Source organism: Saccharibacillus sacchari DSM 19268 (assembly GCF_000585395.1).
GTDB classification, from domain to species: domain Bacteria; phylum Bacillota; class Bacilli; order Paenibacillales; family Paenibacillaceae; genus Saccharibacillus; species Saccharibacillus sacchari.
This window is the reverse complement of sequence record NZ_KK073875.1, coordinates 4083221-4099207: the sequence shown is the minus strand read 5'-3', so window position 1 is coordinate 4099207 and position 15987 is coordinate 4083221. Positions and strand designations below refer to the sequence as shown.

Sequence of the window (15987 nt, the reverse complement as noted above, 5' to 3'; positions counted from 1 at the left end):
AACATGTTTACTACAGACGAAAAGCTGACGAAACGCATTGCTGAATTGGAATCCTATCGCTACAGAGAATCGATTGTGTTGAATGAATGGTCGGGTCTTGAAGATGAAGAAGGAACCAACGGCGCTTATCCGCCAAGCTCGTTTCAAAAAGGTCGCACATATACAATCGGCGATCGTTGGGCAGGTCGGGATCGCTACATTTGGTTGCAGCGAAAAGTAGAAGTTCCTGCGGCATGGACCGGACGCCGGATTGTGGGTCTGTTTGACTTTGGTCGTACGGGAGACTTTTACAATAGTGGATTTGAGTCTTTGTTATTCATCGACGGGCATCCGTATCAAGGTGTGGATTCCAATCATTTGGAAGTTTTTTTGGAAGCGGATACAGAGGGTCGCGAATTGAGTTTTGCTTTTCGCCTCTGGTCGGGACTTGAAGGTGGCGGTCTTCCGACTTTACAGGAGCATGTACTGGGTTCGGCACGGCTGGCTTGGCTGGATGAACCGACGGACAATTTGTATTACACGGCACGTGCCGTACTCGGCGTCTATCGGGAGCTGCAAGAAAATAACGCGTTGAAGCATGAATTGTTGTCCGCACTCGATAAAGCTTTCCGTCTGCTGGATGGGTCCAAGCCGGGCAGCGACAGCTTTTACGATAGCATTCAAGCTGCGAATACGGATCTGCAACATCGACTGGCGAATATTCGGCGCGACCCCCATCCGGTTCAAGTTACGGCCATCGGGCATACGCATATCGACGTAGCTTGGCTGTGGCGTCTGACGCATACCCGGGAAAAAGCGGCGCGTTCTTTCTCGACGGTACTGCGTCTGATGCGTCAATTTCCCGAATATGTCTTTTTGCAGACCCAGCCTCAGCTCTACGACTATATTAAGCAGGACTACCCCGAGCTGTACGGCCAAATCGCGGAAAGAGTTCAAGAAGGACGCTGGGAAGCGGGCGGAGCCATGTGGCTGGAAGCGGATTGCAATCTGACGAGCGGCGAATCCCTGGTCCGTCAGATTCTGTACGGCACACAGTTTTTCCGGGAAGAATTCGGCGTGGAATGCAAGCATCTCTGGCTGCCGGACGTGTTCGGGTACAGTTGGGCGCTTCCGCAGATTTTGCGAAAATCCGGGATCGAGACTTTTATGACGACTAAGCTGGGCTGGAATCAGTATAACAAAATGCCGCATGATACCTTCCGGTGGAGAGGGATCGACGGCAGTGAGGTGCTGACCCACTTTATTACGACCAGAGCCAAGCCGTTATCGCAAGGCATTACGTATAACGGGGTGATCGAAGCGTTTTCCGTGCAAGGGATCTGGGATCTGTATCAGGACAAAAATATCAATACCGAATTGCTGCTGGCTTACGGTTACGGCGACGGAGGAGGCGGAGTCAACCGCGATATGCTGGAAATGCGCAGGCGTCTCGATACCGTTCCGGGGATTCCGAGCGTTAAGCCGGGACGGGCAGACGAATACTTCGAACGGCTCAATCAGACGATCGCAGCCTCCGAAGAATATGTGCATACCTGGGACGGTGAGTTGTATCTGGAGACGCATCGCGGGACGTATACCAGTCAGGCGCATAACAAACGGATGAATCGGAAGTTGGAGCTCAAGTATCGCGAAGCCGAATGGCTGAATGTGCTTTTGGCTGCGGAAAAAGGAGACTTGAACAGCTATCCGGCAGATCGTCTGCTGGAAGGTTGGAAGATTCTGCTGCGTAACCAATTCCACGATATCATTCCGGGATCGGCGATTCGCGAAGTGTATGAAGATTCGCGGATTGAGTACGATCAAGCGGAAGAGATCGGCAGCGATCTGGTTGAAAAAGCGATCCGGCAACTTATCCGTAGTGCGGATACCGCGGCTTCGATATTCGGCAAGGAAGATACGTCGCGGCTTACTGCCTATACGGTATTCAGCGGAGCGTTTTTCCCGTATGACGGGCTGGTACATGTGCAAGACGAACACGCTGCTCTATCCGAACCACTGACATGGACGGATTCGGAAGGACAATCGCTACGCGCGCAATATCTATCTGGCGGAGAGTGGCTGGTCGAAGTTCCTTCCTTGACTCCGATGGGCAGCACGGTGATCCGTTCGGCGTCAGCGTTAGAGAAGACGAAGACCGAAGATCCGTTTGTATGGGAAAAAGGAAGCTTGAGCACGCCTTTTTATATTCTGGAATGGAACGAAGCCGGGCAATTGAAGCGGATTTTCGATCGTGAAGCGGAGCGCGAGGTGTTGAAAGAAGGCGAATACGGCAATGTGCTGCAAGTGTTCGAAGACAAACCGCTGGAGTATGACGCCTGGAATATCGATCTGGAGTATTTGGAGAAAAAGCGCGAAGTGACGGAATTGACCGCAGCCGAACTGATCCGGAGCGGCCCCTTGGTTGCCGTGCTGCGAATGAACTGGCGCTATATGGATTCCACGGTGACGCAGCATATCAAAGTGTACGCCAAACAGCGTCGAATCGATTTTGAGACGACAGTCGATTGGCATGAACAGCATCAACTGCTGAAGGTGGCATTCCCTGTATCGATCCGTTCCACCGAAGCCACTTACGACATCCAGTTCGGCAATGTAAAAAGGCCCACACATTGGAACACGAGCTGGGATTACGCGCGATTCGAGACGGTCGGGCATCAATGGGCAGACCTGTCGGAACGGGATTACGGCGTCAGTTTGCTGAACGATTGCAAGTACGGCTACGATATCAAAGATTCCACGATGCGTCTGACTTTGATTAAATCGGCGACCGATCCGGATTGGAGTGCCGATCAGGGAGAGCATGTCTTTACGTACTCGTTGCTTCCGCATTCCGGTGATTGGGTTGCGGGGCGTACGGCGGAAGAGGCTTGGATGCTCAATGATCCGCCGCGAGCCATGCCCGGGGCCTATGAAGCGGGAGCTAACCGTTCATTGATCACCCTGGACACCGACGGAATCGCAATCGATGCGGTCAAACGCTCGGAACAAGGAGACGCGATCATCGTTCGACTGCATGAATATACGGGACGCCGCGTTGCAGTTAAGCTTGCCAGCGACTACGGCGTTCGTTCATGGCAGCTCTGTGATCTGCTGGAACGTCCGCTGGAAGAAGAGATTGAAGCCAGCGAATTCGTGCAGAACTTCAAGCCGTACGAGATCATTACGCTGCGAGTCATCCTATAGCCGACTTTTTCACGCGTTCTCTCGATTCAAACGATCCAAATTCCGATACTCCCGCGGCGAGACGCCGGATAATCGTTTGAACATTTTGCCGAAATGCGAGAAGTTTTCAAAGCCGACCTGTTCCGAGACCGTCGTCACGCTATTCTTGGTCTCCCGCAGCATTCGTTGGGCTTCCCTTACGCGGGTGATATTCACATATTCGGCAAAACCAAACCCTGTTACTTCCTTGAACGTTCGGCTCAAATGGCTTCGACTGATAAAGAATCGACGCGACAGTTCATCCAGCTCGAGCGGTTCGGCGAAATTCCCGTTGATATGCCGCACCACTTCCGATACTTTTCGCTGAACGGGCGTAGGCTCCGGCAAGGTGGATACGCCTGGTTTACGCGAAGCGCGTGCTACGAGAAGCAGCAACTCACCCGCCATATGCTGAACGTGCAGGCGATAACCGGTAGGGCGCACGTTCAGTTCATTTAACAGGGAAATTAATAACTCTTCGGCGCGCAACCGTTCTTGCAGATTTAATGAGACCAATGGACAACCAACGGTAAAAGGAGTGCGTAACAGCTCACGTTCATCCGTTGAAAAGCGATCGAAGTAGCTCGGCGAGAAATAGAGCACGATTCGTTCATGATCGGGAATACCGGAGTCGGTACTTTTATGTACGGCGTTGGAATCGATCAGAATGAGGTCTCCCGCATGAATCCGATAAGAGCTGTCTTTCACGAAGTAATTTCGCTCTCCGCTAAACAAATAATACAGCTCATAGCTCACATGGTAATGATTCTGAATCATAGAAAAGTGTCCGCAGCGACGATCGAATTCGGCCCGGATTTCATCTTCGCTGTCACCGTAGTGAAGTAAATCAGGGATCGATTGCAGGTTCATAAGAAAGCTCCTTTCACGATTTCGCTACTATTCGCACGGATTTTCTTCATTCCAAATAATGCGTTTTCATTTTATCGTTCTATTTTAGCAAAAAAAGCGGGGTCTTCGTCAAGTAAGCGTTATAAGCGGAGTAATCGTGCAGAAATTGGGCTAGCCTTTTTTTTGAGAGCTGTATATTTGCGAATAGGGGAGAGGTTAAAATGGTGGTTACGTTTTATTTGGCAGGAGATTCAACGATGGCCGATTATCCGACAGATCGGGCACCGATGCAGGGATGGGGGAAGAAGCTGCCACTCTTTTTACAAGCTAATGCGAATGTCGTGAATGAAGCGATCTGCGGTCGTAGCAGTAAGAGTTTTATCGATGAAGGCAGATTGGATCGCATCTTGCAGCAGCTGGGAGAAGGCGATTACTTGCTGATCCAGTTCGGACACAATGATGAAAAAGACGATCCGGATCGCCATACAAGTCCTTGGGGGAGTTATGGCGAGCACCTGAAACGCTACATAGACGGAGCGCGCGCGAAAGGGGCGAAGCCGATTCTGCTCACTTCGATCTCCCGCCGCTGGTTCGACGCCGACGGATTGCTGACGCAAACGCACGGCGACTACCCTCGGGCGATGGAGGCGCTGGCACTGCGGGAAGACGTGCCGTTGATCGATCTGACAGGACGCAGCGCTTCGGCTTACAAGGAGATGGGCCATCAACGTTCCCGGCAGTGGTTTACCCAGTTTGAACCGGGCGTGCACCCGAATTATCCGGAAGGCATTATGGATGACACGCATCTCAATGAAGAAGGTGCCGTCGCAATAGCCCGAATGGCTGCACAGGCGTTGGCTGGGATCGGCATTCAGGAGGTTCGGCCGTTATCCGAGCTTTTCGCCGATGTTCAATCGCAAGCGGATACTGGAAAAAGCACGCCGGTAGTTGCTCCATGAGCAATGCGTTCAAGCGCGAGTTGCATCTGAGCGGGAAAGTGCTTATTTACGCTGTCGAACCTCATTCTGCGGCGATTGCCCACGTACTGCGAATGCTGAAACGCGATCTGACCGCCGTGCTCGGAATCGAACCGGAATTTGCGGCCGATCCGAGGCAAGCGCAGATCCGTATCGGTTTAGCCGGCGAAAATGATTCTTGTCCCGCGCATCCCGAAGCTTTTGAATTTCGGTTTGTTTCCGACGAGGTATCCGTACTCCATATCGTCGGACGGGACGAATTGGGCGTCGTGTACGGCGTGTTGGCGTTCAGTCGAATGTTTCTGGGCATCCAGCCTTTCTGGTATTGGATGGATCAGGAGATCAAAAGTCGAAGCGAAATCAGTATTCCTTGCGTCCATTATGCGTCTTCCCCTCGCAAAGTCCGATACCGCGGCTGGTTCGTGAATGACGAAGTCTGTCTGATCGGCTGGAAACCGGAGTATCCGCCGACGCGCGAAGTGTGGGAGCCGGTGTTCGAAGCCTTGCTGCGCTCGGGAGGCAATATGGTCATTCCCGGAACGGATTTGCCGCGCCACGGCGTTCATTATGAGTTGGCGTCGGAAATGGGATTGTGGGTGACGCATCATCATGCCGAGCCGCTGGGAGCCGAAATGTTCGCCAGAGCCTATCCCGGGCGGGAAATGAGTTATCTGCGAGAGCCGGAACGGTACGAACAGTTATGGCGTCAAGCGATCGAAGAGCAGCGGCATCGAAAAGTCGTCTGGGTATTATCGTTCCGCGGACAGGGCGATAAGCCTTTTTGGGAAGACGACCCGAGCTTCGACACGCCGTTCAAGCGGGGCGAACTGATCGGTCAGGTCATGCAAAAGCAATACGACATGATCCGCGAATACGTGGAAGACCCGGTCTGCTGCGTGGCTTTATACGGAGAGATTGCGGAGTTGTATCAAGAAGGGTTGATCTCGTTGCCCGAGAACACGATCAGGGTCTGGGCGGATAACGGGTACGGCAAAATGGTATCGCGGCGCAGAGACGACATCAATCTTCGGGTTCCTTCGCTTCCGTCAGCCAAAGATTCGGGTCGTCACGGATTATATGTGCATGTGACGTTCCACGATCTGCAAGCTTCCAACCATTTGACGATGTTCGCAGGAAGCGCCGACTTTTTGAAAAGCGAGCTCGAGGGGGCATTTGCGGTGGGAGCATCCGATTATCTCATCCTCAACAGCGGAAATATTCGGCCCCATGTATATCCGCTTGATATCGTCAGTACGCTGTGGAATGAAGGCGCAATTGATACGAAGCAGCATTTGCAAAGCTTCGTCCGCTCTTATTACGCATCGGAGCATGAGGCGCTGGCCAGGCTTTATCGAAGTTACGCCGAGGCCACTCTGCCTTACGGTCCGCATTCCGACGATTTGGCGGGCGAGCAATACTACCATCATCCGGCGAGGCAGATCATCGGTCATTGGCTGCAAGGAAAAGAAACCGAGAGCGATCACCGTCTGGACTGGGCGGTCGGTGCAGGCTCGTTTGAGCAGCAGATCCAAGCATTCGAAGAAAGGCTTGCGCCTGCCATCGGCAAATGGAAAAGTTGGCTTGAACAATGCGACGAGACGTTGGCGAAGCTGGGCGACGATGATCGTCAGCGTGCCAAGGATCATTTGCGGTTTCACGGCGAGCTGCATTTGTCGGGGAGTGAAGGCTTTTATCAACTGTGCCGCTCTTACGCCGCGCATCGACTGGGGCAATACCCGCAAGCGTTCGTGTTGGCTTCGGAATCGCTGTGGCATTACCGTCGGGGAATGGATGCGCTACGCGCGGCCGAACATGGAAAATGGGCCGACTTTTATCGCGCCGATTGGTTAACCAATATCGCGAGCACGGTGCAAAATGTCGATACGTTGCGAAAAGTGCTGCGCATGCACGGGGATAGCCCGGACTTTTTCCTATGGTACAAGCAATATTTGATGCCGGAAACGGAGAAGCATATTTATTTGGAGAATACGCACCGGGAACCGCTGACGGACGACGATTTGGCAGCGAGGTTAAAGGAACGTCTGCTGAGCGATGCCCAAGATTAAGATGCACAATCCGAAAACCGCCTTTCCGCAAATCGGAAAGGCGGTTTTTAATAGTACGTGTTAAAATAAGGATCAAGAAGAACGAAATAGAAATTCTTTTTGATAAGATCTTTACGCGGAACTTATCTCGAATAGGGTCGACAAACTCGTTTATCAGAGGTTTGAATCGATGGCTTCGAGCAGCGCGGGATGTTAAGGTTGCTGCGGGAAATCCGCGCCGATCGTCGTTTCTTTCCATTCCTCGATCGAACTCAACAGGTTCGTGAACTTATGCGTTGCGGCTTGATAAGCACCGTTGCCGAGCAGCAAGCGCAAAGGAGGCGCGTCCAATTCGGCAATATGGATCAGCGCTTCGGCGGCTTTTGCCGGATCGCCCGGTTCTTGGCCGGCGCTTTGACCGATGCCGCTCAGCATGCGTCCGACCGTGTTTTCGTATTCGGGAATCCGGGTTTCCGTTTTGACCGAAGAGCGCCCGCCCCAATCGGTACGGAAACTGCTTGGTTCGATAATCGAGACATGGATGCCGCTTTCCGCCACTTCTTGCGCCAAACTCTCGGAAATGCCTTCTACCGCATATTTGGTCGCATGATAGTAACCGAGCGTAGGGAACGAAGTTAATCCGCCGATTGAAGAGAAGTTGATAATATGGCCGGATTTTTGTTCACGCATCACGGGGAGTACAGCATTCGTCGCATGCATCAATCCCCAGAAATTGATTTCGAACATGTTGCGCGTTTCTTCTTCCAGGCTTTCTTCGACGGAAGCGAAGTAGCCGATGCCGGCATTATTCACCAGCACGTCGATGCGGCCGAACTTTTGTTGCGCCGCGGACACGGCATCTTGAATCTGCTGCGTATCCGTCACGTCCAGTTTTAGTGCAAGTACCTGGTCTTCGCGTCCCTGCGCAAGCTCCGACAGCGATTCGGGATTGCGCGCGGTAATCACGACGGGATATTGCTGCTCGATCAGTTTGCTTGCCAACTCCCGGCCGAATCCTGTGGAACAACCGGTAATGAACCATACTTTTTTCTGCGACAAATGAATTCACTCCTTCTAAAGGTATACCGTCAGCATACAAATTAAAGTGAAGTTTAAGTCAAGCGAGAATTTCAAGTTCATCTGAGATTAGATCAAAAAGTCCCTTTTCCCGTGCGCGAGCAGATCGTATATCGCCATTTTTCGATTGATTTTCTCCAAGTGTTCAAGCGTCTGGTTCATTTTGCGTTCGACGTCCTGTTTGTGCTCCAGCAGGATCTGTCGACGTTGATGCAGCGTTTCGTCGCCTTGTTTGACCAATTCGACGTAATCTTTGATATGATCCATCGTCATGCCGGTATCGCGGAGCGCAACGACCAACTGCAACCATTCAAGTTCCGGTTCGCTATATAATCGACGCCCGCCGCTATCCCGTCCGATTGGCGGAAGGATGCCTTCTTTTTCGTAAAACCGCAATGTCGAAGCCGGCAGGCCGAATTTTTCTTGTACTTCTTTGATCGTAAACATGATTTGCACCTCGTTTCGTTAAAGCTCACTTTAACATGAGACGAAGATTTTAAACAGAAGCCAGAGGGGATAAAGGAGAAATTATAATGAAAATCGATCATCTTGTAGTCAACGTAGACGCGGATGTGCAAAGCGATCCGACCCGAATTCAAGCGATTCGAGATAGCGGATTACCGTACGAACCGAAGTGGGGAAAAGGCACGCGAGGTTTTAAAGTATCCAATCTGTGGATCGGCGGCGAGTATCTGGAGATGGTGCACATCAAGCGACCGGATGGCGGAGGTTGGGTAGCCGATTGGACGAAACGTTATTTGGAAGGACACCGGGGAGTCGTGGGTTTTGCTCTGGACGTGCCGGATCTGGACGCCGTATATGAACGCTTATCAGGCAAAGGCATCGAAATCAGCCGACCCCAACCTCTGGCATTCCGCTGGTTTTTCAACCTGCTCACCCGAACGATGCCTTGGCGCAATGCTTACGTGAAACCGTTCGAAGGAGTTCCGTTCCAATTTTTCTTCCAACAAATGAACGATGACAAAAGCCGAGCATTCATGGAGCAGTATATGGTGCCGAATAGCAAAGACGCGGGCATCACGGGAATGGTTGCCGTCGATATTTATGGAAAATGGAGCACCCGCGACATGGAAATGGTCAAGACCATTTTCGAAGAATGCCGTCAGATCGAACAAAAGGGAATTCTGGAAATCGAACTTTCCGGAAAAAGCGGTCAGTGGATTCGATTCGTTCCTGCCCATGATTATAGGATTGAAATTTCTTTGACAACGGAGAATAAGCAGCATGAAAACATGCGCGTTTCTTTACCCAATTTGACGCTGAACATACAGAGCCGATCCAAAAAAGAAATCGTGAATCCTTTACTCAAAGAAAAAGCATAACCTATATTCTCTACATAAAAAAGCCTGATCTCTGAAAGACCAGGCTTAATGTTTCTAAAAAAGGTTTGAGTCTGAGCGAAGCGCCAGGCGGAGGGAGAAATTCAGTGAAATACGCCTTTGAACTCGGAAAATTCCAATAAAAACTTAAATCAAATTTTCCGAGAGAAACAGCGGATTGTGAAGCATTTCGAAGAAATGCACTTCGGAAGCATAGGCTGACAATTTCTCCCGCAGCTCCCGGCCTCTGATCAACGAACAGGAGCTTAAGAGGAAACACGCCTACACCGCAATATGCGCGATAATTTCATCCGTCAAATCCAATCTGATCTGATCTTGAAAAGCACGAATTCCGTATTCCCGGTCCAGATATTGGGTGATGGCTTCGATCAGCGAACCTTCGTTGATGTACCAGTCGCGCCCTTGCACCGTAATATGCGCGCTGTACCCCAAATCCTCATCCCATAACATCTCAACCGTAACTTCCGTAGGCTTAATCACCCGGCGTTCCGCGATATTCAGACAGACCGCATTGATAATTTCATCCATCGTAAGCTGCATGGCTTAATAGCGTCCTTCGCGTTCGCGCGAACGGCGACGGTTTTCTTTGACGCTGCGGTAAACGGCGCGGACGATAACGAACAACATGTACAGAGCAAGAACGTTAACCAACAGCCCCAGGATTCCGCCGAAAGCTCCCATATTGGCGAACAGGCTACCGAACAGAAGACCGGCAATACCGCCGAACAAAATGCCGCGGAACATGGCGCCGCCAAAGCCGCCACGGTTATTCGTGTTGTTACGGTTCAAACTGCTGTTATTGGATTGCGTATTGGAGTTTGATCGCGTGCCCGAATTGACACTGTCGGTATTTTGCGATTTGTTCGGCGTGCTTTGGTAAGACCTTGGGCCGGAGCTGAAACCGCCACCGCCGCGACGCGCATCTGCTTGGTCCGGCACGATCGCCGAAGCACCGAAGATGATCAAGACAGACAGCATGATGGAAAAGAACTTTTTGGATCGACTCATAATAAGTGAAATTCCTCCTGTAGTAAGGTCTTTAGATAATGGGCAAAGTTTAAACTTCGCCCTTCCCTGACCTTATACGGAGGAATTTCGAGAACGTTTCAATTTTTAATGATTATTTTAGAAAAGTTTTAAATAAAGCGGCTGATTAGGCTTCGACCGTCCATTGTCCGTACTCTTCCTCGACCCAATCGATCCAATCTACGCTGGCTTTGGTGCGCAGAATCGCTTTTTGCAACAAAATGTAATCTTCAAAGCCGATATGGCCCGGGTTACGATGTTCTTTTGGAATATTGTCCTGGATATCCTTATAGTACTTGATGCGATCGACATGATAAGTGCGGCGATCCGCAAACATGCGACGAACCTCGGAAGGTTCTGCCAAGTGGATACAGAAGCATTTCAGGTTGAACTCGTCGCGCATGACCGGAGCCGCCGTCTCTTCCAGCAGCCACTCATGCAGTTTCGATGTGCCTTCGGGCGTGATGGAATACAGCTTTTTATCCGGTTTGTCTGCTTGCTGAATCCATGTGGCACTGAGCAGTCCTTTTTCTTCCATGCTACCGAGCAGTGGATAAATCTGGCTGTGCTTGGCTTGCCAGAATGGCTGGATCTTGAGCATCAAATCATAGCCTGAAGCCTCTTTGCGTGAAACCAGAGCAAGCAGGCCGTAAGAAAGTATATTCATGAAATCACCCGTTCTCCATATTCAGGGCGCCCCGCCGCCGGACGGTGCACGACCTCTTCCCAAAGTGTACAACATAAAAAGATGCCGGGGCAACCAACTCGGATGCCTGCAAAGGGCTAAATAGCCTGCCAACAACGAAAAAGCGCAGTCCCGAAAAGGAACCGCGCCGTAATATTAAACTTTTTTCATAATTCATTACGAACACATCATAGCGGATTGATCACGCAGAATTTTCGTCACTCCGCAACTTCGCTGTCACGTTCGTAACCGTCGCAAATGACTTCTAACGCACCCGTTTTTGGATCGATCAACATGCCGTGCACGGGTACGCCCGCAGGCATTAACGGGTGATTGGCAATCATATTGACGCTGTGCATCACGCCTTGAGTCTCGTTTTCCACGCCCTTGAACCATTGTCCAAGCTGCACGCCGGAATGGTCGAGGGTTGCAAGCACTTCCTCCGAGATCCCGCGTTCGCGCATTTTGCCCATGATATGTTCCGCATTCAGCGAAGCCATGCCGCATTCATGATGACCGACAACGATCACTTCTTCAGCTTGCAGCTCGTAGAGTGCAACTAAAATACTGCGCATAATACTGCCGAATGGCGAAGAAATCACAGCACCCGCCGTTTTCAAAATCTTGGCATCCCCGTTGCGAAGGTTCATGGCACGCGGAAGCAGCTCGGTCAGCCGAGTGTCCATACAGGTGAGCACGACGACTTTTTTCTCAGGAAACTTACCGCTGATAAATGTTTCGTATTCCTTGTTTTCGACGAACGCTTTATTATGGTCCAAAATATCCGTAATCTGAGTCAAAGCTGCTTCCTCCTTTTTTCGCCCTGGAGCGTTATCACGAATTTTACATAACACCATAGGGGAATTTCAAGCACGAATTTTGCCGAAATTAGGCGAAAGCGGTTCAGGCGCGAACTTCTGAAGCCGCGCGGCGATCTTCGATTCGGATACTGGAACCGTAAGATTGGCCGTCGCTGGCAAGGCGCACAGACGATTTATCGAAACCGCTGATCGTGATTGAGAGGTTTTGATCCAGATAGACAGCGTCATTTTTATCGATAATGAACGAAATGCCGCTATCGGAAGCGATGTTCAAATCCGATGCTTTTTGCTCGTCCACGAGCCAGAGAGCGATCGCGCCGCTAAGCGAGCATCCGCAGCCTTCGTTGTCGTAAGCGACGCGAAGATAGCCGGGTTGACCATCGAATTTTTTTGCCAGCAAGGTTTGCGCTTCCGGGGAGACGTTCATAGTAAGGGAGATCGACATGATTCAGGACTCCTTTTTCAAAATTATATTTTGCAAAACCTTTTGTTGATATTGATTATAGACCTCTCAAAACGTATGATCAAGAGGTAAACAATAATTTTTACCATTTTTGCGAAACGATCAAACAAACGAGGTGAACTTTCCGAATGGAACAACAACTACAGGAACAATGGAACGGATTTCGCGAATTGGTGGCCAAGATCGGAAGCTACAATGAAGCGGTAGGCCTGATGTATTGGGATCTTCGTACGGGAGCCCCGCGCAAAGGCGCGGAAACGCGCGCAGAGACGATCGGCTTGCTTTCGACAGAAGCTTTCAAACTTGAAACGTCGAACGAAATGGGTACATACCTGAATCTGTTTACGCAGGAAGCGAACGCGTCGCAATTGGACGACATCGATCGCAGACTGGTGGAAGCGGTCAAAAAAAGCTACGACCAAAATCGCAAAATTCCCGAAAGTGAATTTAAAGCGTATACGATTCTGACCTCCAAATCGGAAACGAAATGGGAAGACGCCAAGGAAAGCGGAGATTTCGATTCGTTCGAGCCTTATCTGACGGAGATCGTGGGCATATTGCGCAAATTTATCGGCTATTGGGGAGCGAAAGACACGCCTTACGATACGCTGCTCGATATGTATGAACCCGACATGACCGTTGAGCGCCTCGATGACGTATTCGATCGGTTGAAAAAGCGTCTGGTGCCTCTGGCTGAGGCAATTGCGGCTTCGGAGATTGTGGCGGAATTGCCGTTCCTCGACGAAACGTATCCGAAAGAAGGCCAAAAGGAGTTCAGTCATTTCATTTTAAAAGAAATGGGTTACGACTTCGACGCAGGACGCTTGGACGAGACCGTGCATCCGTTCGCGACAGGCTTGAATCCTGGCGACGTGCGGATCACGACGAATTATCACGAGCACGACGTGCTGAGCGCGGCGTTCAGCTCGCTGCACGAAGGCGGACATGCGCTGTACGAGCAAAATGTCGATCCGAAACTTACCGGAACGCCGCTGGCTCAAGGCACGTCGATGGGCATTCATGAGTCGCAATCGCGTTTCTGGGAAAATATGATCGGCCGCAGTTTGCCATTCTGGCAGCGCTACTTCGGCGAATTGCAAAAGCAGTTCCCGGATCAACTCACAGGCGTTACGCCTGAAAAATTCCACTTCGCGGCTAACCGCGTGGAAAATTCGTTGATTCGTATCGAAGCCGACGAATTGACGTATAACCTGCATATCATCATCCGTTACGAGATCGAGAAAATGCTCTTCAATGAAGATCTCGATGTGAAAAAGCTGCCTGAAGTTTGGAATGCCAAATACGAGAGTTACCTGGGTATCACGCCTCCCAATAACTCCAAAGGCGTGCTTCAAGACGTTCACTGGTCGGGCGGCGCGTTCGGCTACTTCGCTTCGTATTCGCTCGGCAATATGTATGCGGCGCAAATGATGCACACGCTGCGCAAAGAACTGACGAACTTCGACGAGTTGATCGAACAAGGCAACCTGCTGCCGATCAAAGAATGGCTTACGGACAAAGTCTACCGCTTCGGCAAATCGAAAAAGCCTTCCGAAATCATTTTCGATGTCACCGGCGAGGAATTGAATCCGGATTACTTGGCAGATTATCTGGAACAGAAGTACACAAGCCTGTATAATCTGAAGCTGTAACACGCGATCTTTGCTCGAAAATCCAAACAAATCCTGCCGATTCCCGAAAAGGACGGCGGGATTTTTGTCTCCGAAGAGAAATGTAAGGAACATGGAAGTTTTGAAAGTGAAGAGAATATTTCTGAAAAACGGAGAAAGGATTCGGTGGCACGCATGTTTGGTTTTCGCGTCATCAAAACGGCGTTGGCGGCTTTTGCCTCGATCATGATTGCTCATTTTGTCGGTATTCCATCAGCCACGTCGGCGGGATTACTGGCTATTTTGGGACTGGATACGACGATCAAACGAAGCGTCAAAACGGTGGTAGATCGCTTTTTCGCCTCGATCGTCGGTCTGATTGTCGCTTGTGTTTTATTTGGTACGCTTGGTTTTCATTATTGGGTGATTCCGCTGTATATCCTGATTGCGTTCCCCGTGATCGTCAAGGCGACGTTCAAAGGCGGAATCGTAACCAATGCGGTTGTGGTGTTCCATGTATTTAACGCGGGAGAAATTACGTGGCCGGTGCTCTGGACAGAGCTGCAGCTGTTGGTCATCGGATTAGGCTCGGCGATGCTGGTCAACTTGATCTACATGCCTAACCCGGAAGAAAAGCTGTCCAAAATCCGCAGCGAAGCGGACGAATGCTTTTCGCGCATTTTTGCCCAGTTCGCTAAGACGCTTCGCAATCCCGATTATGTCTGGAACGGCAAAGAACTGATCGAAGCGGATAAAAAAGTAGCCGAAGGCCTCGAACTGGCAAGACGCTCGCGAGAAAATCAAGTGTTGAAGTCCGATGAATTCTGGGGCGTGTATTTCGTGATGCGCAAGCAGCAACTGGAGTCGATCCAAACGATGGCCCAGCTCGTGTCGCAAGTCTATCGGCAGATTTCCCAAGCCGAGCTGACGGCAGAACTGTTCGATCGGTTGGAACAAGACGTCAAAAGCGAGCACTATACCGGCAATGCAGCAGAAATGCTGAAAGAACTGGAAGAGCAATTCAAAGAAATGAGCCTCCCGGAAACGCGCGAAGAATTCGAAGTCCGCTCCGCGATCCTGCAATTGTGCCGCGAGTTGAATCGGTATTTGGGGTTGTCGAAAAAGGATAAGGCTCCGCATATCACGTGAGGGGGGCGCGGGGAGGGCTGCGGGGAGTTCGTTTCGGTCGCGTGTTGAAATCGGGAAATTGGAATTGGATTGTATATGGGATTTCCCGATTTCAAAGGCGAACGCTTCGCTCCTGCACGAACACCCCTCCGCCCTCCTAGCCAGGGTAGTGTAGGAAAGAAAAGAGGATTTGAAATCTTGCTTTGAATTGCATGGGAAAATGGGTTTGAAGTTCATAACTTCTAAAGTCATCTCTTAATAAATGAGTAAAAGTGTTGCAGTCTTTTATCGTTCTTGTATTTCCTGCGTAAAAGTCGGAAATGATCTGGAGCGGTGAATGATTGTGGCATTTTTTATTTGAAAGAACAGGTTAATTCATTAGATCGTTTAATTCGACAAACCTATGCGTCGTGAACAAAATCGAAATAGAATTGCAGAGGCGTGATGTAACGTAAATTTGATTTTTAAGCACTTGAAGCCTATCATAACCAAGCGTCTGATGAAAAAAGTTATCTTTTGAAAAGAAAGTCTGTTAGAGGAAGCGAAGCCAGCGGAGGGAGAAATTCAGTGTAGGAGCTAAAGCATTTCGAAGAAATGCACTTCGGAAGCCTATGCTATAGTTCGCCTTTGCATTTGGTAAGCTTCCTTATAAAATTCAAATCCAGCTTCCCAAAGGCAACACGCGACCTGAAGCCTTTCGAACGAAAGGCACATCGAAAGCATACGCTAAAGAATTTCTCACGC

General features: G+C 50.4%; 14 protein-coding genes. 6 read left to right on the top strand and 8 right to left on the bottom strand.

Features of this window, described 5'->3' with window-relative positions; all coding sequences use genetic code 11:
• Positions 1–3 precede the first annotated feature (3 nt).
• Complete coding sequence (locus tag SACSAC_RS17730) at positions 4–3183, top strand: alpha-mannosidase (protein WP_037288847.1); 3180 nt, start codon at positions 4–6, stop codon at positions 3181–3183.
• A gap of 9 nt (positions 3184–3192) precedes the next feature.
• Here the strand turns inward: SACSAC_RS17730 and SACSAC_RS17725 are convergent, their stop codons facing one another.
• Positions 3193–4071, bottom strand: coding sequence for an AraC family transcriptional regulator (locus SACSAC_RS17725; protein WP_037288844.1), 879 nt, complete (start codon positions 4069–4071; stop codon positions 3193–3195).
• Positions 4072–4271: 200 nt separating this feature from the next.
• Between SACSAC_RS17725 and SACSAC_RS17720 the strand changes: the two genes are divergently transcribed.
• On the top strand, positions 4272–5009 hold the full coding sequence (locus tag SACSAC_RS17720; protein ID WP_037288841.1) for a rhamnogalacturonan acetylesterase: 738 nt from the start codon (positions 4272–4274) through the stop codon (positions 5007–5009).
• On the top strand, positions 5006–7093 hold the full coding sequence (locus tag SACSAC_RS17715) for a glycosyl hydrolase 115 family protein (RefSeq protein ID WP_156951031.1): 2088 nt from the start codon (positions 5006–5008) through the stop codon (positions 7091–7093). Before SACSAC_RS17720 ends, SACSAC_RS17715 begins: the two co-directional genes overlap by 4 nt.
• A gap of 192 nt (positions 7094–7285) precedes the next feature.
• Here the strand turns inward: SACSAC_RS17715 and SACSAC_RS17710 are convergent, their stop codons facing one another.
• Positions 7286–8131: an oxidoreductase gene (locus SACSAC_RS17710; RefSeq protein WP_037288838.1), complete on the bottom strand. Its 846-nt coding sequence runs from the start codon at positions 8129–8131 to the stop codon at positions 7286–7288.
• An 87-nt stretch (positions 8132–8218) separates the two neighbouring features.
• Positions 8219–8596 (bottom strand): MerR family transcriptional regulator, encoded by a 378-nt coding sequence (locus tag SACSAC_RS17705; protein WP_037288835.1) that lies wholly within the window; start codon positions 8594–8596, stop codon positions 8219–8221.
• An 86-nt stretch (positions 8597–8682) separates the two neighbouring features.
• On the opposite strand from SACSAC_RS17705, the gene SACSAC_RS17700 reads away from it, so the two are divergent.
• Positions 8683–9492 (top strand): VOC family protein, encoded by an 810-nt coding sequence (locus SACSAC_RS17700; protein ID WP_051507221.1) that lies wholly within the window; start codon positions 8683–8685, stop codon positions 9490–9492.
• A 279-nt stretch (positions 9493–9771) separates the two neighbouring features.
• Here the strand turns inward: SACSAC_RS17700 and SACSAC_RS17695 are convergent, their stop codons facing one another.
• The 5 genes from SACSAC_RS17695 to SACSAC_RS17675 form a co-directional block, all read right to left on the bottom strand.
• A complete protein-coding gene (locus SACSAC_RS17695) occupies positions 9772–10050 on the bottom strand; it encodes a DUF2653 family protein (protein ID WP_037288831.1) in 279 nt (92 codons plus the stop codon).
• A 3-nt stretch (positions 10051–10053) separates the two neighbouring features.
• Positions 10054–10518, bottom strand: a complete 465-nt coding sequence (locus SACSAC_RS17690; protein ID WP_037288828.1) for a hypothetical protein — start codon at positions 10516–10518, stop codon at positions 10054–10056.
• A 145-nt stretch (positions 10519–10663) separates the two neighbouring features.
• Positions 10664–11203, bottom strand: coding sequence for a PadR family transcriptional regulator (locus SACSAC_RS17685; protein WP_037288825.1), 540 nt, complete (start codon positions 11201–11203; stop codon positions 10664–10666).
• Between the two features lie 236 nt (positions 11204–11439).
• On the bottom strand, positions 11440–12021 hold the full coding sequence (locus SACSAC_RS17680; protein WP_037288822.1) for a beta-class carbonic anhydrase: 582 nt from the start codon (positions 12019–12021) through the stop codon (positions 11440–11442).
• Positions 12022–12124: 103 nt separating this feature from the next.
• Positions 12125–12487, bottom strand: a complete 363-nt coding sequence (locus tag SACSAC_RS17675; RefSeq protein WP_051507220.1) for an iron-sulfur cluster biosynthesis family protein — start codon at positions 12485–12487, stop codon at positions 12125–12127.
• Positions 12488–12633: 146 nt separating this feature from the next.
• Between SACSAC_RS17675 and SACSAC_RS17670 the strand changes: the two genes are divergently transcribed.
• Both SACSAC_RS17670 and SACSAC_RS17665 read left to right on the top strand, forming a co-directional pair.
• Entirely contained in the window at positions 12634–14157 is a 1524-nt protein-coding gene (locus SACSAC_RS17670) for a carboxypeptidase M32 (protein WP_037288819.1), read from the top strand.
• Positions 14158–14310: 153 nt separating this feature from the next.
• Positions 14311–15264, top strand: coding sequence for an aromatic acid exporter family protein (locus SACSAC_RS17665; RefSeq protein WP_037288816.1), 954 nt, complete (start codon positions 14311–14313; stop codon positions 15262–15264).
• Positions 15265–15987: the final 723 nt, after the last annotated feature.

What these genes read in the sequence shown, in the direction of transcription:
- SACSAC_RS17690 (WP_037288828.1), bottom strand. Translation starts at nt 10,518, where the DNA reads ATGAGTCGATCCAAAAAGTTCTTTTCCATCATGCTGTCTGTCTTGATC.
- SACSAC_RS17670 (WP_037288819.1), top strand. Translation starts at nt 12,634, where the DNA reads ATGGAACAACAACTACAGGAACAATGGAACGGATTTCGCGAATTGGTG.
- SACSAC_RS17720 (WP_037288841.1), top strand. Translation starts at nt 4,272, where the DNA reads ATGGTGGTTACGTTTTATTTGGCAGGAGATTCAACGATGGCCGATTAT.
- SACSAC_RS17685 (WP_037288825.1), bottom strand. Translation starts at nt 11,203, where the DNA reads ATGAATATACTTTCTTACGGCCTGCTTGCTCTGGTTTCACGCAAAGAG.
- SACSAC_RS17695 (WP_037288831.1), bottom strand. Translation starts at nt 10,050, where the DNA reads ATGCAGCTTACGATGGATGAAATTATCAATGCGGTCTGTCTGAATATC.
- SACSAC_RS17700 (WP_051507221.1), top strand. Translation starts at nt 8,683, where the DNA reads ATGAAAATCGATCATCTTGTAGTCAACGTAGACGCGGATGTGCAAAGC.
- SACSAC_RS17705 (WP_037288835.1), bottom strand. Translation starts at nt 8,596, where the DNA reads ATGTTTACGATCAAAGAAGTACAAGAAAAATTCGGCCTGCCGGCTTCG.
- SACSAC_RS17715 (WP_156951031.1), top strand. Translation starts at nt 5,006, where the DNA reads ATGAGCAATGCGTTCAAGCGCGAGTTGCATCTGAGCGGGAAAGTGCTT.
- SACSAC_RS17675 (WP_051507220.1), bottom strand. Translation starts at nt 12,487, where the DNA reads ATGTCGATCTCCCTTACTATGAACGTCTCCCCGGAAGCGCAAACCTTG.
- SACSAC_RS17730 (WP_037288847.1), top strand. Translation starts at nt 4, where the DNA reads ATGTTTACTACAGACGAAAAGCTGACGAAACGCATTGCTGAATTGGAA.
- SACSAC_RS17725 (WP_037288844.1), bottom strand. Translation starts at nt 4,071, where the DNA reads ATGAACCTGCAATCGATCCCTGATTTACTTCACTACGGTGACAGCGAA.
- SACSAC_RS17665 (WP_037288816.1), top strand. Translation starts at nt 14,311, where the DNA reads ATGTTTGGTTTTCGCGTCATCAAAACGGCGTTGGCGGCTTTTGCCTCG.